Annotated in this window: 21 protein-coding genes; 11 read left to right on the top strand and 10 right to left on the bottom strand. The window is 68.2% G+C overall.

From position 1 onward, the window contains the following. Positions 1-50 precede the first annotated feature (50 nt). The gene (locus ACFFGH_RS20855) at positions 51-704 is read right to left on the bottom strand and encodes an FMN-dependent NADH-azoreductase (protein WP_386671901.1); all 654 of its coding nucleotides are present in this window, start codon (positions 702-704) and stop codon (positions 51-53) included. Between the two features lie 107 nt (positions 705-811). Here ACFFGH_RS20855 and ACFFGH_RS20860 point away from each other — a divergent pair, with 107 nt between their 5' ends. Continuing rightward, positions 812-1,252 carry a MarR family winged helix-turn-helix transcriptional regulator gene (locus ACFFGH_RS20860; protein WP_386671903.1) on the top strand — a complete coding sequence of 147 codons (441 nt, stop codon included), beginning with the start codon at positions 812-814 and terminating at the stop codon, positions 1,250-1,252. A 13-nt stretch (positions 1,253-1,265) separates the two neighbouring features. Here ACFFGH_RS20860 and ACFFGH_RS20865 read toward each other — a convergent pair whose 3' ends face one another. Then, the gene (locus ACFFGH_RS20865; RefSeq protein ID WP_386671905.1) at positions 1,266-1,412 is read right to left on the bottom strand and encodes a hypothetical protein; all 147 of its coding nucleotides are present in this window, start codon (positions 1,410-1,412) and stop codon (positions 1,266-1,268) included. Between the two features lie 550 nt (positions 1,413-1,962). Here ACFFGH_RS20865 and ACFFGH_RS20870 point away from each other — a divergent pair. The 7 genes from ACFFGH_RS20870 to ACFFGH_RS20900 all read left to right on the top strand — a co-directional run bounded on the left by ACFFGH_RS20870 (position 1,963) and on the right by ACFFGH_RS20900 (position 8,110). After that, the gene (locus tag ACFFGH_RS20870; protein ID WP_386671907.1) at positions 1,963-2,514 is read left to right on the top strand and encodes an RNA polymerase sigma factor; all 552 of its coding nucleotides are present in this window, start codon (positions 1,963-1,965) and stop codon (positions 2,512-2,514) included. Further along, positions 2,511-3,125, top strand: a complete 615-nt coding sequence (locus tag ACFFGH_RS20875; protein WP_386671909.1) for a hypothetical protein — start codon at positions 2,511-2,513, stop codon at positions 3,123-3,125. The genes ACFFGH_RS20870 and ACFFGH_RS20875 overlap by 4 nt, the downstream gene beginning before the upstream one ends. A 47-nt stretch (positions 3,126-3,172) precedes the next feature. Next, positions 3,173-4,198, top strand: a complete 1,026-nt coding sequence (locus ACFFGH_RS20880; RefSeq protein WP_386671911.1) for a permease — start codon at positions 3,173-3,175, stop codon at positions 4,196-4,198. A 4-nt stretch (positions 4,199-4,202) separates the two neighbouring features. Next, positions 4,203-4,961 carry a TIGR03943 family putative permease subunit gene (locus ACFFGH_RS20885; RefSeq protein WP_386671913.1) on the top strand — a complete coding sequence of 253 codons (759 nt, stop codon included), beginning with the start codon at positions 4,203-4,205 and terminating at the stop codon, positions 4,959-4,961. Positions 4,962-5,208: 247 nt separating this feature from the next. Further along, on the top strand, positions 5,209-6,351 hold the full coding sequence (locus ACFFGH_RS20890) for a hypothetical protein (protein WP_386671914.1): 1,143 nt from the start codon (positions 5,209-5,211) through the stop codon (positions 6,349-6,351). Between the two features lie 141 nt (positions 6,352-6,492). Further along, positions 6,493-7,395: a TerC family protein gene (locus ACFFGH_RS20895; protein WP_386671916.1), complete on the top strand. Its 903-nt coding sequence runs from the start codon at positions 6,493-6,495 to the stop codon at positions 7,393-7,395. A 22-nt stretch (positions 7,396-7,417) separates the two neighbouring features. After that, positions 7,418-8,110 carry a DedA family protein gene (locus tag ACFFGH_RS20900; RefSeq protein ID WP_386671918.1) on the top strand — a complete coding sequence of 231 codons (693 nt, stop codon included), beginning with the start codon at positions 7,418-7,420 and terminating at the stop codon, positions 8,108-8,110. 12 nt (positions 8,111-8,122) lie between these two features. On the opposite strand, the gene ACFFGH_RS20905 is transcribed toward ACFFGH_RS20900, so the two are convergent. The 5 genes from ACFFGH_RS20905 to ACFFGH_RS20925 form a co-directional block, all read right to left on the bottom strand. Next, on the bottom strand, positions 8,123-9,028 hold the full coding sequence (locus ACFFGH_RS20905; protein ID WP_386671920.1) for an EamA family transporter: 906 nt from the start codon (positions 9,026-9,028) through the stop codon (positions 8,123-8,125). After that, positions 9,025-9,168 carry a hypothetical protein gene (locus tag ACFFGH_RS20910; protein ID WP_386671922.1) on the bottom strand — a complete coding sequence of 48 codons (144 nt, stop codon included), beginning with the start codon at positions 9,166-9,168 and terminating at the stop codon, positions 9,025-9,027. Before ACFFGH_RS20910 ends, ACFFGH_RS20905 begins: the two co-directional genes overlap by 4 nt. Then, positions 9,165-9,767, bottom strand: a complete 603-nt coding sequence (locus tag ACFFGH_RS20915; RefSeq protein WP_386671924.1) for a helix-turn-helix domain-containing protein — start codon at positions 9,765-9,767, stop codon at positions 9,165-9,167. Before ACFFGH_RS20915 ends, ACFFGH_RS20910 begins: the two co-directional genes overlap by 4 nt. Positions 9,768-9,840: 73 nt before the next feature. Then, a complete protein-coding gene (locus ACFFGH_RS20920) occupies positions 9,841-10,173 on the bottom strand; it encodes a heavy-metal-associated domain-containing protein (RefSeq protein ID WP_386671926.1) in 333 nt (110 codons plus the stop codon). Between the two features lie 50 nt (positions 10,174-10,223). After that, on the bottom strand, positions 10,224-10,505 hold the full coding sequence (locus ACFFGH_RS20925) for a metal-sensitive transcriptional regulator (protein ID WP_386671928.1): 282 nt from the start codon (positions 10,503-10,505) through the stop codon (positions 10,224-10,226). Between the two features lie 158 nt (positions 10,506-10,663). On the opposite strand from ACFFGH_RS20925, the gene ACFFGH_RS20930 reads away from it, so the two are divergent. Continuing rightward, positions 10,664-12,094 carry an MFS transporter gene (locus tag ACFFGH_RS20930; RefSeq protein WP_386671930.1) on the top strand — a complete coding sequence of 477 codons (1,431 nt, stop codon included), beginning with the start codon at positions 10,664-10,666 and terminating at the stop codon, positions 12,092-12,094. Between the two features lie 61 nt (positions 12,095-12,155). On the opposite strand, the gene ACFFGH_RS20935 is transcribed toward ACFFGH_RS20930, so the two are convergent. Genes ACFFGH_RS20935 through ACFFGH_RS20945 form a run of 3 tightly spaced genes read right to left on the bottom strand, consistent with a single transcriptional unit; the run spans position 12,156 to position 13,329 of the window. Then, a complete protein-coding gene (locus ACFFGH_RS20935; RefSeq protein WP_386671932.1) occupies positions 12,156-12,590 on the bottom strand; it encodes an ester cyclase in 435 nt (144 codons plus the stop codon). Then, positions 12,587-13,039, bottom strand: coding sequence for a MarR family winged helix-turn-helix transcriptional regulator (locus ACFFGH_RS20940; protein ID WP_386671934.1), 453 nt, complete (start codon positions 13,037-13,039; stop codon positions 12,587-12,589). Before ACFFGH_RS20940 ends, ACFFGH_RS20935 begins: the two co-directional genes overlap by 4 nt. Next, a complete protein-coding gene (locus ACFFGH_RS20945; RefSeq protein WP_386671937.1) occupies positions 13,036-13,329 on the bottom strand; it encodes a thioredoxin family protein in 294 nt (97 codons plus the stop codon). Before ACFFGH_RS20945 ends, ACFFGH_RS20940 begins: the two co-directional genes overlap by 4 nt. A gap of 78 nt (positions 13,330-13,407) precedes the next feature. On the opposite strand from ACFFGH_RS20945, the gene ACFFGH_RS20950 reads away from it, so the two are divergent. Both ACFFGH_RS20950 and ACFFGH_RS20955 read left to right on the top strand, forming a co-directional pair. After that, complete coding sequence (locus ACFFGH_RS20950) at positions 13,408-13,776, top strand: ArsR/SmtB family transcription factor (protein ID WP_386671939.1); 369 nt, start codon at positions 13,408-13,410, stop codon at positions 13,774-13,776. Beyond that, the gene (locus tag ACFFGH_RS20955; RefSeq protein WP_386671941.1) at positions 13,773-14,795 is read left to right on the top strand and encodes a cation diffusion facilitator family transporter; all 1,023 of its coding nucleotides are present in this window, start codon (positions 13,773-13,775) and stop codon (positions 14,793-14,795) included. Before ACFFGH_RS20950 ends, ACFFGH_RS20955 begins: the two co-directional genes overlap by 4 nt. Positions 14,796-14,851 lie beyond the last annotated feature (56 nt).

Raw genomic sequence — 14,851 nt, forward strand, 5'->3', positions numbered from 1 at the left:
GTCCGTGGGCGTTCGCCGGAGCCGGATTTCGTCTCCATGATGCCGGACGACTAGGAAACCTCGCGCAAGCGCTTCAACCCGAACGAGGTGCCCGCCATGCTCGCCTGCCTGTGGGCCATCTGACGCCGGTCGGCGGCATCCGCGACGACGAGGTTCGGGCGGAACTCCACCGATCGGATGTCCTCGATGCCGGCCCACTGAAGCCAGTCGTTCAGGTACGGCGCCTGGAAGTCGCTGCCGAAGGCGGGCGCCCGGTCGGGGCCGTACACCGCGCTGGTGTACAGCGCCGCGGCCCGCTTGCCTTGGAGCAGACCCGTGTAGCCGGTGTCGGCGTCGAACCCGAAGAGCATCCCAGGCTGGCTCACCACGTCGATGAACTGCTTCAAGATGTAGGGGATTCCTGCGTTCCACATCGGCACGCTGAACAGGTACAGGTCGGCGGCGGCGAACCGCTCGAACGCGAGGCGGGCGCGGTGCCAGGCGGTCTCCTGCGGACCGACCGGCTCCTCCCCGGCGAAGATCCGCATCTTGGCGCCCGCACCGTCCGGTCCGAACGACGGGAGCCGGCCGTCCCAGAGATCCCAGTGGTCGAGAACGACCTCCGGTCGGATGCGGCGGAACGCGGCGAGGAAGGTGTCGGCGAGCGCGAGCGATTCCGAGGCGTCCCCGCGTGGCGAGGAGGAGATGTGCAGCAGCGTGGTCATGAGTCGGTTCCTTGATCCCGTGTCGATTGTGTGCGGACGCACATTGTTTATGTGCGTGAGCACATTATCGCTATGTGCGCGCGCACGCAAGTGGTACGCTCAAGGACATGCCGGACTCGGACGCCGAACGCGCGTGGGCAGCGATCCTGCGGACGCACGCCAGATTCGTCCCGCGACTCGACAAGGAGCTGCAGCGCGCCACCGGCCTGCCGCTGGCCTGGTATGACGTGCTGCTCGAGCTGTCCGCCGCTGGCGGACGACTCCGGATGAGCGAGCTCGGCGAACGGGTGGTCCTCAGCCGCACGCGGGTGAGTCGCATCGTCGACGACCTCATCGGCGCAGGTTTCGTGGCACGCGAGGCGAACCCGGCGGATGGCCGATCCTCCTACGCGATCCTCAGCGAGGAAGGGGATCGGCGGTTTCGTGAGGCCGCCAAGGTGTACCGGAGCGGCATCGAGCGTGAGCTCGCCGGTCGCGCCGACGGCGCGTCATTGCGCTCGCTGGCCACGACGCTGGAGCGGATCCTCGACTCGGACGGCGGCGACTGACCGCCGCGATCGCTCAGATGGACGGCCGGCGCTTGTCCCGGAGTTTCTGGACGAGCTCCCGGGCCTTCCGCTGGTTCTCCGGCTTCCGCGCCTCGCGCATGGCGATCTGCGCGGCCTTGGCGGCCACGCCACTCCGCAGCGCCTTCTTGAGGAATCCCATGGTGTGCCTCCGATTCGTGCTCTCCAGCCTAGAAACGCACCCTTGGCAGTCCGCTGGAGGGGATGCCGTTCCTCAGTGCCTGCCCCAGGGATTCACGGTCGGCACCCAGCGTCGCGAGGCCTGGCCGGGCGGAACGCCCGGTGGAACAATGACCGCATGACCGAGGTCACCGATTACATCGCCTCCCTCGATGAGCCCGGCCGCTCGGTGATCGCCGGATGGCGCGACCGCGCACTCGCGCTCGTCGCCGGCCTGGAAGAGGGCACGAGCTACGGAATGCCCGCGCTGCGGTACCGCGGCCGTTCGCTCGTGAGCGTGATCGTGAGGAAGGGAGGGGTATTCGGTCCTCCCGTTCAGCGCCGAGGTCGTCGCCGACGCGCTGCCCCAGCTGGACGGCTTCTCATCGACGAAAGGCGGCATCCGATTCTCCGACGACCAGCCGCTCCCCGACGGCGCATTCGAAGCGCTCGTACTCGGGCGTCGGGACGAGATCGACGCCGCGATCGACGGCGGGTGAAAGTTCTGACGGCGTGCCGGACCTGAGCTGATCGTGACATCGGATCTCGAGCGGCGACGCGCGTTCGACGACTTCGTGCGCGAGGTCGCGGATCCGGTGCGCCGCTTCCTCCGGCGCCGCACCGACGCCGACACCGCGGACGATGTGCTGAGCGACACGATGCTGGTGTGCTGGCGGCGCTTCGACGATCTGCCGGCGGCCGGTGAGCGCCTGCCGTGGGCTTACGTCGCCGCACGAAACTGCCTGCGCAACGCGGAGCGGTCGGCGCGACGCCGGAGCCGGCTCACCGCCCGCATCGTCGCGCTCGACCCTCCCGCGTCGTCCGTGCCGCCGGCGGACGCGGATGCTGCGGACGCCGTGGAAGTCCATGCCGCGCTCGCCGCGCTGCGCCACAGCGACGCGGAGGTGCTGCGCCTGTGGGCATGGGAGGAGCTCACAGCCGAGCAGATCGGGCGGGTGCTGGGCGTGTCGGAGAACGCGGCGGCGATCCGTCTGCACCGCGCGAAACGACGGCTCCGCGATCGGCTCGAAAGGAACGAGGGGGGACTCGGACATATCTCCAGTGAAGAAGGAGCGAGACGATGACCGGGATGCAGCCCTTCGGTTCCGACGACGACGGCCTCGCCCGCCGGTTGCGCGAGATCGACCCCGCGCGCGGAGTCGCTCCGCTTCCCGAGCACCGGATCGAGGAGATCATGACCCACACCACCACCGACGGCCCCTCCGGGGACACGCAGCCGATCGACCCGCGCGCCGTGCAGGCCCGACGCCGCGGCATCGTCGCCGCCATCACGACCGCCGCGGCGGCGACCGCGGTCGTCACCGCGGTGATCGTCGCCCGGCCTGCCGGCGGCGACACTCTGGCGCTCTCGGCACCCGATCCCGGCGTGTCCACGGCGTGCGCGCCGCTCGCAGCGGAGTTCATCGCCGACACCGACGTCGCGTTCGAAGGACGCGTGACCGGAATCGACGGCTCGACAGTCCGACTGGAGGTGCTTCACCAGTACACGGGCGAGCCGGCGAGTACGGTCACGATTCCACAGGGCACCGAGGACCTGATCGAGTTGACGACCGGGCGCTTCGAACTGGGCGGCACGTACCTGATCAGCGCGGTCGCCGGGGTGGTCACCACGTGCGGGCAGAGCGGGCCCTCCACGCCGGAGCTGAAGTCGCTCTACGAGGCCGCGTTCTCCTGAGGGTTGCGCAAACGGCTGCTCGACCGTTCGCGGCATAGCCTTGATCAGTGCCGACCCAGAGCGATGTGCGGAGCCGAACCGATGCGCCGGGGCGGCTGCGACGAGTCCTCCCGGTCGCCGTCGCGCTGGTGGTCGGTGCGGTCGCCCTGCGCATCCTGTCGCCCGCTGAGGACCTGAGCGTTCCAGACGTCCTCAGCGACTTCACCACCCTGACCCTGAGTGTGGTCATCGAGTCGCTGCCGTTCGTGTTCCTCGGCATTCTGCTGTCGATCGTCGTTCAGCTTTGGCTGCCCGAGCACCTGCTGCATCGGGTCCTTCCGCGCAATGCTGCGGGGCGCAGGCTCGCGATCTCGCTCCTCGGCGTCCTCCTGCCCGTGTGCGAGTGCGGCAACGTCCCGTTGGCGCGGGGACTGATGATCCGCGGATTCAGCGTCTCGGAGTCGATCACCTTCCTTCTGGCGGCGCCAATCCTGAATCCGGTGACGATCATCACCACGTATCAGGTGTTCGGGTGGGACAACGGCATCCTGGCAGCCCGGATCCTGGGCGCACTGGCCATCGCGAACCTCGTCGGGTGGCTCTTCAGCCATCACCCGCGCCCGGGCGCGCTCCTGACCAGCCGCTTCCGCGCATCCTGCGAGTCGCCGCATCACCACTCCCATGGCACGGCGTCGCGGATGACGGAGAGCCTGGCGCTGTTCCGCGGTGAGACTGCGGCGATGCTGCCGGCGCTGTTCTTCGGGTCAGCGATCGCGGGCCTGATCCAGGTGGCGGTGTCCCGCGACATCCTGATCGCGCTGGGCGGCGACCCCGTCTGGTCGGTGGTCGCCCTGATGGCGCTCGCGTTCGTCGTGTCGCTGTGCTCGAATGTCGACGCGTTCTTCGTGCTGGCTCTCGGGTCCACCTTCATGCCGGGATCGATGGTCGCATTCCTGGTGTTCGGGCCGATGATCGACATCAAGCTGCTCGCGCTGCTCCGGACGACCTTCACCACCCGGACGCTGGCAACACTGACGGGCCTGGTCGCGCTGTGCGCCGCCGCACTCGGGCTGGGGGTGAACCTTCTTGCTTGACCGCATGACCGGACGGTGGACCGGCATCCTGCTGTCGCTCGTCGTCGTGATCGGGACGCTGTGGCTGGCAGCCACCGGCGACCTCGACCTGTACGTCCACCCGCGGTACTTCACATTCACTCTCGTCATGGCGGGAATCGGTGGCATAGTGTCGCTCGCGGCGCTGCTCTTCCTCCCGGGACGCGAGGAATCCGGGGAGGCGCACGAGGCGGATGAGGCCACCGCGCGGACGCAGACCCACGCTTCCCCGTTCCTGCGGGTCGGCGGCCGGCTGCTCGTGCTCGCGGCCGCAACCGCGGGCACCCTCGTGCTGCCGCCGGCGACGCTGTCCCCGGCGATCGCCGGAAGCCGCGAGCTCAACGCCGCCTCGGCGACCGAGACCGAGGTGGACGCAGCGCAACTCGCCGGCAGTGACGGGTCGACGTTCACCGTGAAGGACTGGGCGAGCCTGCTCCGGCAGGGGATGCCGGAGCAATTCTTCACCGGCAAGGCGGTCGAGGTCACCGGCTTCGTGCTCGCAACGGAGTCCGACGACACGTTCTACCTCGCCCGCTACCTGATCACGCACTGCGCCATCGACGCGCAGCCCGTCGGCGTCCCGGTGCACTGGCCGGGGTGGAGGGAAGAGCTGCGCCCGGATGGCTGGCTCTCGCTCGCCGGGGCGTTCGACTCGAATCCCAGCACATCCGCGGACGCGCCGATCGTGCTGATCCCGACCGACAGTGAGCAGGTCGAGGAGCCGGACGACCCCTATGTCTACTGATCGCGGCCGGGCCGAGCGCCGACGTATCATTCGCTTCCGCAGGCTCGTCGCCGTCACGGTAACGATATTGGCGGCCCTGGTCGTCGGCCTGACCCTGGCGAACGCCTTTCAGGGGCCTCGGCTGGCCGGCGCCGAGGTGAACACTGAAGCGCTCGTCTCCCGCCCCGCTCAGAACCTGGTACTCCGGCCTCATCAGCGCATCCAGCCCGTCACCGCCTCCGATGTGCGGGTCCAGCCGAAAACATCCGTGACCGTGACCAGCGACGATTCCACCGTCACCATCCGCTTCGACGAGATGCTCGCCTATGCCGCCGACTACACCGTCACGGTCGACGCCGCAACGGCAGCCACAGGCGCGCGGTCGACCCTGCGCTACACCTTCCAGACGCCCGATGCGAGCGTCTTCTCCCTGGTCCGTTCCGGGGCCGGACAGGATGACCGGATCTTCCGCCGCCAGGTCGCGGGTGGCGACGCGACGGAGGTGTTCGCCGCTCCCGCGATCCAGGAGTACGCAGTGGTCGGCGACCAGCTCGCCGTCGTCACCATCGGAGCGGGGCAGACCAGCACGCTGCAGATGAAGCCGGTTGCGGGTGGAGCAGCAGCGGGAATCACCCTCCCGGCCGCCGGCACCGTCACCCAGCTCGCGGCGTCCGGTGCGTCGAACCTCCTGGGCTTCATCTTCACCCCCGAACGCGTCGGAGACACGACCCCGGCGCGCACGCTCATCGTGTACGACGCCGAGTCCGGTTCGGGTGTGGGACGGGAGGTGCTGGGCATCGACGGGACGCCGCTCCGGGTCGTGGACTGGACCTTCGTCCCCTCCTCGACCTCGGTCGTCGCTCAGGCGGCCGATGCGAACCTGTACCTGATCGACGTTCTGGCGGGCGACCCGCCCGTTGCCCTCGGTCAGCATCAGGAGCTTCGCAATTTCATCCCCGGCACTCGGACCCTCACCGTCGCGGATGCGAACGGAGCGACCGCGATCGACCTGGACACCGGAGAGAAGACGCCGCTCTCGCTCCCGTCGGACGGATCGACCGAAGACGATTCCGCAGGCCAGGTGATCATCCTGGGCGAGGACCGCTACCTCGAAACCCTGATGACGCCGGAATACCGCCCTGGTGTCACCCGCCTCAACCCGCGAGTCCTCCACGTCGACGACAGCGGCCCGCGGGTGCTCTACGAACCGGCCACAGCGGACACCGACATCCGCAGCATGTGCCTCTCGCCGAACGGCCGCCAGCTCGCAGTCGAACTGCTGCCCGGTGACCGGCAGCCTGACGGCTACCCCTACGAGCCCGCTTCGACCGGGATCACGACGGTGCTCATCGACGTCGCCACGGGCTCCACGGTTGGCGGCATGAACGGATTCATGCCGAGCTGGTGCTGATCATCGCCACCGTCGCCTGGGGGATGACTGAAACGGAAAGCCCGAAACTTGGCCGAAGCCGGGTCCGGCAGCGGACGCCGAGTGCGGGGACACCGCACGCCGCCGCCAGATACCCAGAAGGGGCCCCCTAGGGTCGATCATGTGGAGTTCTCACTTGACCTGACGCCCGACCTGCTCATCGCGTTCCTGACGCTCTTCATCTTGGAGATCGTCCTCGGCGTCGACAACGTGATCTTCATCTCGATCCTCGCCAGCAAGCTGCCGGTGGAGCAGCAGGCGAAGGCCCGCAACCTCGGATTGACCCTCGCAATGGTCATGCGCATCGGGCTGCTGTTCGCCGCGTCGTGGATCATCACACTCACGTCGGATCTTTTCGAGCTCTTCGGCATGGGATTCTCGGGGCGTGACCTCATCCTGATCCTCGGGGGGCTGTTCCTGGTCTACAAGGCCGTCACGGAGATCCACGAGAAGCTGGAGGGTGAGGAGTCACACGGCACCGGACGGGTGGCGACGGCGACCTTCGGCGCCGTGCTGATCCAGATCCTCCTGCTCGACATCGTGTTCTCGTTCGACTCCGTGATCACCGCCGTCGGCATGGTGGACAATCTCCTCGTCATCATCGTCGCGGTGGTGCTGTCGTTCGGCCTCATGCTGTTCTCGTCGAAGTACATCTTTGCGTTCGTCAATCGGCACCCGACCGTCAAGATGCTCGCCCTCGCCTTCCTCGTGCTCATCGGCGCATTCCTCATCGCGGACGGATTCGACGTGCATGTCGACAAGGCGCTGATCTACGGCCCGATCGCATTCGCGATCGCCGTCGAGGCGCTGAACATGATCCAGCGGCGGCGGCACGCGAAGCGCACCGGCAAGGACGTTGCACCGGTGCCGCTCCGTCACGCCTACTCGAAGGCCGACGATCACGCTGCCGTCGCCGCCGCGACGTCGCGAGCGGCCGATGCCGGTGCCGTCACCCTCTCTCGGAAGCCGGTCACCGGCGCGATCCGGGACGGCGACGGCCACCAGGAGACATCGGGCCTCGGCTGAGGCGACACGGAAAGGATCACACATGCAGCCGCTTCTCTTCGGTCTCGACTTCCTCGACGCCGATTGGCTCATCCGCTGGTTCGGGCCATTCGTGCTGCTCGGCGTGGCCGCAGTCGTCTTCATCGAGACGGGCTTCATCGTCCTGTCGTTCCTCCCCGGCGACTCGCTCCTCTTCACCGTCGGGCTCCTGACCGCAACCGGTTTCATCGGAGTTCCGCTCTGGGCGACGATCGCGGTGATCTTCGTCGCCGCCTTCGCCGGCGATCAGGTGGCGTACCTGATCGGACGGAAGGCGGGCCCGGCCGTCTTCAAGCGCGAGCGAAGCCGCTTCTTCAACCCCGAGAACGTGGAGCGGACGAACGCCTTCTTCTCGAAGCACGGCGGCAAGGCGATCATCATCGCCCGGTTCCTCCCCATCTTCCGAGCGTTCGTACCGGTGGCGGCCGGGGTCGGCCACATGCCGTACCGGCGCTTCGTGCTGTACAACATGGTCGGCGCTCTGCTGTGGGGCGTCGGACTGACGCTGCTCGGGTACTTCCTCGGGCAGATCGACTTCGTCGCCGAGTACGCCGAGTACTTCATCATCGGCATCGTGCTGCTGTCCGGCATCCCGATCCTCCGGGAGCTCTACAAGGCCGGCAGAGGAAGGGTCAGCGCGCGCCGCAATCCGGCGGATGAGATTCCCGAGACGATCAAGAACATGCCATCCGACTGATGCCCGGCCGGCCTAGCCGAGAAGGTCGAGGTCCGAGGGCGGAGCTGCCGGTGCGGCTGCCTCAGTCCTGCGCTGGCCGCCCCGCTGCGCGGCGGCGCCGGCGAGGACGACGGTCAGGATGCCGGCGAGCTGGAGCAGCGATGGCGTCTGGGAAAGCACGAGCAGGCCGAGCACGAGACCGATTGCGGGTTCGATGGCCATCAGCGTTCCGAAAGCGGTATGGGTCATCCGGCGCAGCGCCAGCATCTCGAGCGCAAACGGAAGCACGGGGAGCAGGAGAGCGAGCCCGGCGGCGGCGATGACGACCTCGAGCGTGACATGGCCGAGGGCCTGCGGAATTCCGACGATCGCCGCCGTGGCGGCGGCGACCGGGATCGTGAAGGACAGCGCGCCGATGCCGGTGAACCGATCGCCGACGCGCTGCGTGAGCAAGATGTAAACGGCCCAGCCGAGCGCCGCGAGTCCCGCGAACCCGACACCGAGGAGGTCGACAGTGCCGCCCCATGGTTCCGTGAGCAGGACCACGCCGACCAACGCGAGAACCGGCCAGACGAGCGCCGCCCTGCTGCGGCCGCGTACGGCTGCGACGGTCAACGGCCCGAGGAACTCGATCGCGACCGCGGTGCCGAGCGGGATCCGCTCGAGGGCGGCGAGGAACATGATCGTCATGAGCCCCGTGGCGACGCCCAGACCGAGCAGTGCCGGAAGGTCCGACCGGCGCAGCGAGCGCAGCGGCGGCCGGGCGATCACGAGGAAGATCAGGGCTCCCATGCTGAGTCGCAGCCAGGCGGTGCCCGCCGGCCCCACTGTGGAGATAAGGCCCACCGACAGAGCGGATCCCAGTTGCACCGACAGCATCGCTGCGACGGCCAGGCCCCACGGCGGCACCGGAAGGCGGGAGGCGGGAAGTGCGGTCATGACACTTCGGCCCCGATTCCGCGCCGCGCAACGGTGACGTCACGACCCAGCCGAGTGAGACGAGCGCTGAGATCGGCAGCGGCGTCGTCGAGCGCAGCGTTCGACATCGGGTCGAGCGGGTCGAGGGTGAGCCGGTTCACTCGTGCACCTCGGATCGGGTCGTGGCGCCCACACCGGGCTCGAATACGGCGAGTGAGAACCGCGCGCGCTCCGAGCTCGGGTTGACGTAGGAGTGAGCGACATCCCCTGGAAATGCCACCGCATCGCCGGCCTCAAGTGTGAACGACTGCTCCTCGACCTCGATCAGGATGGTGCCTTCCTGCACCTGCAGGAGCTCCTTGGTTCCCGCGCTGTGGGCCCCGCTCCTGTGATGATCTCCCGGACCGAGGGTCCAGTCCCACAGCTCCACCACATCCGGCGACTCGGTGCCGGCCACCAGCACGCCGCGGCCGCCCGCTGCGCCGCTCCACAGCGTGGCGCCGTTCCCGCGGCGCGTCACCCGGACCGGTCGGGGCTGCGGCGGCTCCACCAGGGCAGGCAGACCGACGCCGAGCGCGTCGCTGATTCTCAGCAGCGTGCCGACGCTCGGGTTGACCGTGCCCTGCTCGACGTTGACGAGCATCCGGCGGCTCACGCCCGCAGACGCCGCCAGCTGGTCGAGTGTCCACTTGCGCGCTTGCCGCTCCTGGCGAACCCGTGCGCCGATCACCGTTGCCAGAATCGCGATGCCGTCGTCCATGAGTGCATGATACTGCACTTCTAGTGCACCGCGCGACGGAGTGCCGGCGCGTGCGGTGACCCCCGGCTCCTCCCTACTCCGCGGGAACGAGGTCGTAGCCGGCCTCGGTGACCGCTGCCCGCACGTCGTCGCGTCGGAGCGTGCTGGAGCTCGCCACGGTGACGCGCGAGACGCCGCCGGCGTTCAGGTCGACGTTCACCGCTTCGACACCGTCGAGCGCCGAGAGCTCCTCAGTCACGCTCCGGACGCAGTGCGAGCACGTCATCCCCGCGACGAGGAAGTCTTCCGACTCCGTGCCGGACACGGCCGGCTCGGCGTCGCCCACCCCGTGGCTGGGGGCGCAACAGGCGCAGCCGCTGTTCGCATCGGTCAGGATGAGGTCGTTCTTGCCGTTGGTGGCGCTCATGGCGCTGTCCTCTCTTCGTGGTGCGGGGAGCTGCGAGGCGGGGCCGAAGGTCAGGAGCGGACCAGGCGTGCGATGGCGAGGGATGCCTCGCGGAGCTTCTCCTCGGCGACGGGTCCGCCCTGCTCGCTCGCCTCAGCGACGCAGTGGCCAAGGTGGTCGTCGAGCAGCGCCAGGGCGACGTTCTCCAGCGCCTTGGTTGCGGCCGAGACCTGCGTGAGCACGTCGATGCAGTAGGTGTCTTCTTCCACCATCCGCTGGATGCCACGGACCTGACCCTCTGCACGGCGGAGCCGCTTCAAGAGGTCTTCCTTGTTCGAAACGTATCCGTTCACTTCTCGCCCTTCTCGCATACCCGGGTGGGGTAAGCCCAGTAGGCCACATCAGCCGCCGGGCTGTCAAAAGCAAATCGTTCTTGACGAGTATACCCTACCCGGGTATACCTTTTACCCCCCGGGGGTATATCGTCCTCCTGAGATCGAGAGGTTCGGAAATGACTGCAATACAAACCCGTGGCGGTGGCCGGCGAGGTCTCGGACTCGCCCTGATCGCCGCGGCACAGTTCGTGGTGATCATGGACACGAGCATCATCGGCGTAGCGCTGCCGGACATCCAGCAAGCGCTTGGGTTCTCCCCTGAGTCGCTGTCCTGGGTGTTCAACGCGTACGTCGTCGCGTTCGGTGGCCTGCTGCTGCTCGGCGGTCGCCTGTCCGACCTGTTCGGAGCGCGGAAGATGTTCACCACCGGCTGGCTGGTGCTGATCGCCGGCTCCATCATGGCCGGAGCGGCAGGCACCGCGGGAGTGGAGATCGCCGGGCGCGCCGTCCAAGGGGCCGGAGCCGCGCTCATCGCGCCGGCCGCCCTCACCCTGCTGATGACCTTGTTCGGCGGAACCGCGGAGCTCGGCAAGGCATTCGCGGTGTACGGCGCGGCCGCACCGATCGGCGGCACCGCGGGCGTCTTCCTCGGCGGCGTGCTGACCGAGTACATCAGCTGGCCGTGGGTGTTCTACGTGACGGTGCCGATCGCCGCGATCGTGGTGCTGCTCACACCGTTCGCCCTGCCGCCGGTGGCCGGGGTGCCGCACGGTCACATCGACCTTGCGGGCGCGATCACCGTCACCGCCGGCCTGGCCTCCGTGGTCTATGGCGTGGTCCGCGCCCCTGAGGTCGGCTGGGGATCGGCGGAGGCGCTGATCGCACTCATCGGTGGCGGGCTGCTCCTGGTGGCGTTCATCATCATCCAGTCCCGGAAGCGGCAGCCGCTGCTCCGCCTCGGGATCTTCCGCACTCCGCAGCTCGGCGCGGCGAACGTGGCGCAGCTCCTGCTTGGCGCGGCGTGGGTGCCGATGTGGTTCTTCCTCAACCTGTACCTCCAGCAGGTGCTTGGAGCCGGAGCGTTCGCGTCAGGTGCGGCCCTGCTGCCGATGACGGCGCTCATCGTTCTGGGGATGGTGGCCCTGGCGCCGCGACTCCAGGCGAAGTTCGGGGCGAAGCCGCTGATCGTCAGTGGGCTTCTCGTGCTCGGCGCCGGCCTTGTCTGGTTGGCTCTGGTCCGGCCGGACGGCTCCTACGTCGCCGACGTCCTCCCCGCATCACTGGTCGCCGCGCTGGGGATGGCGCTCGCCTTCGTTCCGTCCCTTGGGACGGCGATCGGTGCAGCCCGGCCGGAGGAGACCGGTGTCGCGTCGGGGCTGGTGAGCACCAGCTACCAGATCGGCTCGGCGGTGGGCTTGGCGGTCCTGACCGCCGTGGCGGCAGCCTTCACGGGGCCGGCTCTGGACGCCACCGCACTGACGTCCGGCTACTCAGCGGCGTTCGCTGGTGCCGCGATCGTCGCGTTCGTGGGAGCGATCGTCGCGGCAGCCACGCTCCGGAAGACGTCCGCGCCGGCAGAGGCACTGGAGGCGGAACTGGCGGCCTGACGACCAAGACGAGCGGGGTGCCGGGAGACCGGCACCCCGCTCGTCGGCTGGCTCGAAGGATCTACACGCCGGGCTCATCCCGGTGGGCGAGGAGCTGTGCACGGAGACCGGAGTCCTCCTGCTGCATCCAGTATTCGGTGATCATGCCACCCGTAACGCGGTACACGGCGCTGGCGACGGTTCGCAGCGGTCGGCCGGTCGGGGCGAACCCGTCGACCGGGGCACGGTGCCAACCGGTCTGCGTCCAGCGGACATAGACCTTGTCGCCGTCCGCGATGAACTCGTCGATGGTGAGGCTGAACGGTCCGTACGTCGCGACCATGTCGCGCACATGTTCGGTGTAGCCGTCGGGGTCGCGCTGGATGGTGTCCGGGGAGTCCGCGCGCACTTGGTGCGCGAGAACGGCCGGCGCGAGATACTCCCTCGCGAGCTCCGGCCGGTCCCCCGACCGGACGACGCGGAAGAACTCCGAGACGGTCTCTTCCGGCGTTCTCATCTCGCTGATCCCTGTTCCGATCCGGCGGCCTGCACCGGGTTCCCTTCCGTGAACCTCGCGAGCAGTCGGGTCAGGAGAACCTCGAGGTGCTCCTGCTCAGTCGCGGACAGCGGCGAGAGGATCTTCCGCTCGGTGTCGGTACGCAGCGTCGAGCCGGTCGCTGCGATCGACCGGCCGGCCTCGGTTGCCCGGACGAGGATCTGGCGCCGATCGGCCGAGGCCGCGGACCGCTCGACCAGGCTCTGCGCTTCGAGGCGGTCGAGCCGCTTGGTCATTCCTGCTCGCGTCACGGTGCTGAGGTCCGCGAGCGCGGACGGCGTCATCTCGCCCGCCCCCAACGACGTGAGCACAGCAAGCTCACCTCGGTCCAGGCCGAGGTCCCGGAGGACGAAGTCGATCACACCGCCGCTCAGCTGCGCCAGCTGCTCGATCTTCTCGAGGGCGCTCATGCGGCTGACTCGCGGTGCCGTTCCAGTGCCGCTTCCATCATGGGGAGGGGTCGCGCGCCGACGATCCGGTCGACCAGCTGGTCACCGCGGTAGACCAGCGTCGTGGGCATCGACATGATGCCGTGCTCAGCGGCCAGATCCGGCTCCTGGTCGACGTCGATCTTCTTGATGGAGATGTCGGGGTGCCGCGTTGCCAGTTCGTGCATCACGGGCTCGAATGCTCGGCAGGGTCCGCACCATGCGGCGCCGAACTCGACAAGGGTGAACTGAGAAGTGTTGTCGTTCGTCATAGTTGACTAGCTTACTATCTACCGGGCAAACATGCATGGCTCTCCGATTCGATCACGGAGTCATGCGACTATCTTCGTGTGCGCGCAGGTAAGCAGGTATTCGATCGTGACCCTGACAGCCAGTACGTGGAGCTCGCTGTCGAAGTGTTCACGATGCTGGCCGACCCGACACGAGTGCGGATAATCCTCGCCCTGCGTGACGGTCCGCAGTCGGTGAATGTGCTCGCCGAGCTGGTCGGCAAGAGCCCGGCCACCGTGTCGCAGCACCTCGCGAAGCTTCGACTCGCGCGAATCGTCTCTCCCCGACACGACGGGACGCGCGTCTTCTACTCGTTGGAGAACGAGCACGCGCAGGAGCTCGTTCATGATGCCATCCTGCAAGCCGAGCACAGCCTGGGCGGGACCCCGCGGCATCACCGCGCGATACATGAGGAGCAAGCCAAGTGACCGTCCACCCCCGCGGACAAGGACATGCTCACGGTCACGGTGAACACGACCACGACCATCCGTCGGGCTTCGGACGCTGGGTTCGGGACGTGTTCATCCCGCACAGCCACGACGCAGCGGACTCCATCGACGACGCCGTCGAAGCAACCGGCGAAGGCATCCGGGCGGTCAAGATCAGCCTGGTCGTGCTCGGGATGACCGCGCTCGCACAATGGGCGATCGTGGTCATCAGCGGCTCGGTCGCTCTCCTGGCCGACACCATCCACAACTTCTCCGACGCCATGACCGCGATCCCGCTCTGGATCGCGTTCGTTCTCGGTCGTCGAGCGGCGACTCGCCGGTACACCTACGGGTACGGCCGTGCCGAGGATGTCGCCGGCCTGTTCATCGTGGCGATGATCGCCCTCTCCGCCCTCGTCGCGGGGTGGGAGTCGGTGCACCGCCTCATCGACCCGCAACCGGTCACCAACCTCGGCTGGGTCCTGGCCGCCGGTGTCGTCGGCTTCGCCGGGAATGAGATCGTCGCCGTCTACCGGATCCACGTCGGACGACGCATCGGATCGGCGGCACTGGTGGCTGACGGAATGCACGCCCGGACGGACGGTTTCACCTCCCTGGCGGTCGTCCTCGGCGTGGTCGGCATCTGGCTTGGCTTTCCACTCGGCGACCCGATCATCGGCCTTCTCATCACTGCGGCGATCCTTGTGCTGCTCTGGGGAACGGCGCGTGACGTCGGACGCCGCCTGCTCGATGGAGTCGACCCCGACTTGGTCGCGGCGGCGGAGCACGCGGCGCTTCACGTCGTCGACCGGCCGGAGCTCTTGACGACCCGGCTGCGGTGGTCCGGTCACCGTCTTCACGTGCAGTTCTCGGTGGCCGTTGCGCCGGGGGTCACCATGGACGAGTTCGCGCGAGTCAGCGCGGACGTCTCTGCGAGCGCGCGTCACGAGCTTCCCGCGATCGGCGATGTCACGGTGCTCCCTGTTATCGCGACCGAGCCGACGACTCGGCATCCCTAGTGATGCGTGTTGCATCACCCTCAGCCCGTTCCGTCGGCGGACACGAGCACCGGATC

It is taken from the genome of Lysobacter korlensis (assembly GCF_042434515.1).

Bases quoted from the DNA above. Each gene is read 5' to 3' on its own strand.
- ACFFGH_RS20855 (WP_386671901.1), bottom strand. From the start codon at position 704: ATGACCACGCTGCTGCACATCTCCTCCTCGCCACGCGGGGACGCCTCG.
- ACFFGH_RS20860 (WP_386671903.1), top strand. From the start codon at position 812: ATGCCGGACTCGGACGCCGAACGCGCGTGGGCAGCGATCCTGCGGACG.
- ACFFGH_RS20865 (WP_386671905.1), bottom strand. From the start codon at position 1,412: ATGGGATTCCTCAAGAAGGCGCTGCGGAGTGGCGTGGCCGCCAAGGCC.
- ACFFGH_RS20875 (WP_386671909.1), top strand. From the start codon at position 2,511: ATGACCGGGATGCAGCCCTTCGGTTCCGACGACGACGGCCTCGCCCGC.
- ACFFGH_RS20885 (WP_386671913.1), top strand. From the start codon at position 4,203: ATGACCGGACGGTGGACCGGCATCCTGCTGTCGCTCGTCGTCGTGATC.
- ACFFGH_RS20900 (WP_386671918.1), top strand. From the start codon at position 7,418: ATGCAGCCGCTTCTCTTCGGTCTCGACTTCCTCGACGCCGATTGGCTC.
- ACFFGH_RS20905 (WP_386671920.1), bottom strand. From the start codon at position 9,028: ATGACCGCACTTCCCGCCTCCCGCCTTCCGGTGCCGCCGTGGGGCCTG.
- ACFFGH_RS20915 (WP_386671924.1), bottom strand. From the start codon at position 9,767: ATGGACGACGGCATCGCGATTCTGGCAACGGTGATCGGCGCACGGGTT.
- ACFFGH_RS20920 (WP_386671926.1), bottom strand. From the start codon at position 10,173: ATGAGCGCCACCAACGGCAAGAACGACCTCATCCTGACCGATGCGAAC.
- ACFFGH_RS20930 (WP_386671930.1), top strand. From the start codon at position 10,664: ATGACTGCAATACAAACCCGTGGCGGTGGCCGGCGAGGTCTCGGACTC.
- ACFFGH_RS20935 (WP_386671932.1), bottom strand. From the start codon at position 12,590: ATGAGAACGCCGGAAGAGACCGTCTCGGAGTTCTTCCGCGTCGTCCGG.
- ACFFGH_RS20940 (WP_386671934.1), bottom strand. From the start codon at position 13,039: ATGAGCGCCCTCGAGAAGATCGAGCAGCTGGCGCAGCTGAGCGGCGGT.
- ACFFGH_RS20945 (WP_386671937.1), bottom strand. From the start codon at position 13,329: ATGACGAACGACAACACTTCTCAGTTCACCCTTGTCGAGTTCGGCGCC.